A 3,520-nucleotide genomic window follows, 5' to 3' on the forward strand; every position below is an offset into this window, starting at 1 on the left:
TACTATTACGGTACCTAACAGCAATGTGAGTATTCCCGGTGCGTTCAAACAGATTGATTTTGTTAAAGGTAAAGTATTAGTCGAGGTTCAGTTCGGCAAGTACGCCTTCATGTTTTACGATATGGCGAAGTTCCAGTATTTTTTCAACGAGAACAAGGCAGATGTTGGTGTGGAAATCGTTCCTTGTCATGCACTTCACAAGGAGATGTCGACAGGGGTATCTTACGGAGAACAGTTAGTCTACGATATTGAACGGTTAAAGCGTCATTTCCCCGCCGTACCGGTAAAAATCATCCTCATCGATGCTGATGATAGAGGCTGAAAGACTCTTTGGGACCAAGTAAAATAAAGACTACGCGCTGGGGGCTTAAATGGGCAGTTTCGACCAGAAGTTATGTTTACGCATTGCCGGGGTGGTTCGGGAGAGTGTGGTGGATGGCCCGGGCCTCCGCTACGTTATCTTTGCGCAGGGCTGCCCGCACCGCTGCCCCGGGTGCCACAACCCGGAAACCTGGGACCCGGCGGGCGGGTACGAGATCGCGGCGGCGGAGTTGTTAGCCGACATCGTCCGCAACCCGCTGATAGCGGGGGTAACCTTCTCCGGCGGGGAACCTTTTGCGCAGGCGGTGGCTTTTGCGGCTTTAGGGCAGGCGCTGCGCGAAAAAGGCTATAATATTGTCACTTACACGGGCTACACTTACGAGGAGCTCCAGACGGTAGCGGAAAAAGGAGTCCAGGAGCTGTTAGCGGTGACCGACATCCTCATCGACGGTCCCTTCATCCTGGCCGAGCGGGACCTTACCCTTCCTTTCCGCGGCTCGCGAAACCAGCGGATAATTGACCTCCGCACCAGCCGGATAAACAAAACCCTCGTAGAACTTCATTTTTAACGAAAATTACGCCGTTTTTGCATTGGTCTATTCTTTCCCGGGTAATATATAATTTAAAATAAATTGGTTTTTTGGGTAATTTGGGATTTTAGGGGGAATGGAGTTTGGCCTTAACGAGACGACGGAGGAATTTTCTTGCCGTCGTGGTGCGGCTTTACCAGGAGTCAGCGCAGCCCGTCCATTACACGCGCGTCGCCGAGGCCTTGGGGGTAAGCCGCTGGACGGCTTACGATTTGCTGCGCCAATTGGAAAAGGGGGGCTACCTCGAAGCCCTTTACGAGACGGGAAAGGACGAAAAGGGGCCCGGCCGGACCTCGGTTTACTACCGACCCACGCCGCAGGCGCTAAGGAAGGTGGAGAGAGGCGGTGCGGACGACTGGTCAGTACTACGGGAGCGCTTATTGCGGCTCCTCGATGACCGGAAAAAGGTGGCCCAGGAGGCGGTGGCGGAAATCCTCCAAGAGCTACCCGGAATCCAGGAACGGCTGGCAAAGGCAGCCTGTAACGTAGCGGTTCTCCTGGCTCAGCTTGAGGAAATCGGCAGTCGGGGGCGGCGTGCTTTAGCGGCGGCAGTCGCCCGGGCGCGGCAGCCTGAGGAGGGATTGAGTCTTTTTGCGGGTGCGGTTATGGGGAGCTTACTCCGCGTGCGTGGGGTTGTTTCAGAGCAGGTAGGGGAGTGTATCCGGCGACTGCAGGGACACCTTGCCGAGCTCGAGCCGCGCGAGGCCTTTTTTCTGGCAAATTTTGTGAAGGAGGGACTTGAACGGCCGCTTTAAATCCTATTGTATGGATAGGGGGTGAGAAAGAGCTAGGGCGTGGGAAAGTCCTGCAAGTAATCCAAGGATGGAAACAATAAGGTGAGGAGGGGATTTTATGTCTGTGTTACCAAGCTTTGATTTTGCTAAGCGCTTTGTTGAGGAACAGGTGCTGCGGCAAATGCTTGGGTATATCGACCAGAATCCCGCGGAAAACTTCCCTAAGGTCCTGAAGGTAGCGCAGAAGTTGGCCAAGAAAGAGCATCACCAGCAGCACATCGTCAAGATCGCGCGGTGGTACAATGAAAATCCGGCGGTGCGTGAATATATCAACCGGCTTTTCACGCGCACCCACCCAAACGTGAAGCGACGGCTCCTCTACAACTGGTTTGTCAACGCAATGCTTCTCGGCATCCCTCGGCAGCAGGAGCTCTCGGAGCGGTTGGGGGTACACATTCCTAATTTCTTCCTTGTCGACCCGACCAGCGATTGCAACCTCCGGTGTGAGGGATGCTGGGCCGGCATGTACGCAGAGCACGATACCTTAGATTTTGAGACGTTGGACCGGTTGCTGACCGAGGCGAAGGAACTCGGCATCTACTGGGTGGTGATGTCGGGCGGTGAACCCTTCAAGTACCCGGCCCTGCTGCGTCTGGCGGCGAAACATCCAGAGATGGCCTTTATGCTATACACCAACGGCACTTTAATCACCGAAAAGGTTGCGGACGCGATTGTGGAAATTGGGAACCTGACACCGGCGATAAGCCTTGAAGGATGGCGGGAACGGACCGATGCCCGGCGGGGCAAGGGGGTCTTCGACCGGGTCATGAAGGCAATGGACCTGCTCCGCGAACGGGGTGCAATCTTTGGCGTTTCGATTACGATTACCAAGTATAATGTGGAAGAGGTTACTAGCGACGAATTTATCGATTTCCTTATCGGCAAAGGGGCAACCTACGGCTGGACCTTCCACTACATCCCGGTAGGGCGCAACCCGAACCTGGACTTGATGGTAACGCCGGAGCAGCGCGCCTATTTGGCAAAGCGCATCCCGTATATCCGCACGCATAAGCCGATCCAGATCGCCGATTTCTGGAACGACGGCGAACTTACCCACGGCTGCATTGCGGGCGGGCGAATGTATTTCCACATCGCCGCGAGCGGTGATGTGGAGCCGTGCGCCTTTGCCCACTTTGCCGTGGATAACATTAAGGGCAAGAGTCTCTTAGAGGTACTGAAGAACCCGCTCTTTGCGGCTTACCAGAAACGTCAGCCTTTCAGTGACAACTTCCTGCGGCCTTGTCCGATTATTGACGTGCCCCAGGCCTTGCGGGAGATCGTGGCCGAGTCGGGCGCGCGGCCTACCCATCCGGGAGCCGAAAGCATTCTGACGGGCACCATAGCCGCCGCCCTTGACCGGCGGGCCGAGGAGTGGCGCCGGGTGGCGGATAAGGTCTGGACCGAACGCCACGGGCTTAAAGAAGCGGCCCAATCGCGGTAGCCTTGGCCGTTACCGCGGTGCCGCGGTAATCTTTGCGCGTACGGGTAATCATTATGACTTTGTTTTTAGTTGCCGCCACGGGCGGCCTCTTTTATTTTTGGTAATAATGCGTGGTAACCGGCATATCTTTTTATAGTGAGCTTGTCCGTAGCCTTGGAAAGACGTCAAAATTAGTTTTATTGGGGGAAAACCTTGCGGCTGCGCTGCGGCCTTTTTCTTCTGGCGGTGGCGGTAGTGGCCTTCGTCTGGCGGTACGCCGCTCCGGGCTGGCGCCATCAGGTTGAGATCCGGCCGGTAGGGGAGCAAATCCGGTTGTACCGGCACGCTACCGGCAGGGTAGAAATCCTGCCGCTCGAGGAATATGTGGTGGGGGT

Annotated in this window: 4 protein-coding genes and 1 pseudogene; all 5 read left to right on the forward strand. The window is 55.7% G+C overall.

All coding sequences use genetic code 11. The annotated features are described in order from the left end of the window. Positions 1 to 322 (forward strand): BglII/BstYI family type II restriction endonuclease (locus ACUVTA_RS08995; protein ID WP_445952603.1); only part of this gene is annotated, 322 nt, incomplete at its 5' end. Positions 323 to 371: 49 nt separating this feature from the next. Then, complete coding sequence (gene nrdG, locus ACUVTA_RS09000) at positions 372 to 890, forward strand: anaerobic ribonucleoside-triphosphate reductase activating protein (RefSeq protein ID WP_445952604.1); 519 nt, start codon at positions 372 to 374, stop codon at positions 888 to 890. Positions 891 to 994: 104 nt separating this feature from the next. Beyond that, entirely contained in the window at positions 995 to 1,666 is a 672-nt protein-coding gene (locus tag ACUVTA_RS09005; RefSeq protein WP_445952605.1) for a hypothetical protein, read from the forward strand. 97 nt (positions 1,667 to 1,763) lie between these two features. Continuing rightward, the gene (locus ACUVTA_RS09010) at positions 1,764 to 3,146 is read left to right on the forward strand and encodes a radical SAM protein (RefSeq protein WP_445952606.1); all 1,383 of its coding nucleotides are present in this window, start codon (positions 1,764 to 1,766) and stop codon (positions 3,144 to 3,146) included. Between the two features lie 192 nt (positions 3,147 to 3,338). Beyond that, positions 3,339 to 3,520, forward strand: a pseudogene (locus ACUVTA_RS09015) (stage II sporulation protein D); the annotation flags it as partial.

The organism is Thermodesulfitimonas sp. (assembly GCF_052743955.1).

Bases quoted from the DNA above. Each gene is read 5' to 3' on its own strand.
- nrdG (WP_445952604.1), top strand. From the start codon at position 372: ATGGGCAGTTTCGACCAGAAGTTATGTTTACGCATTGCCGGGGTGGTT.
- ACUVTA_RS09010 (WP_445952606.1), top strand. From the start codon at position 1,764: ATGTCTGTGTTACCAAGCTTTGATTTTGCTAAGCGCTTTGTTGAGGAA.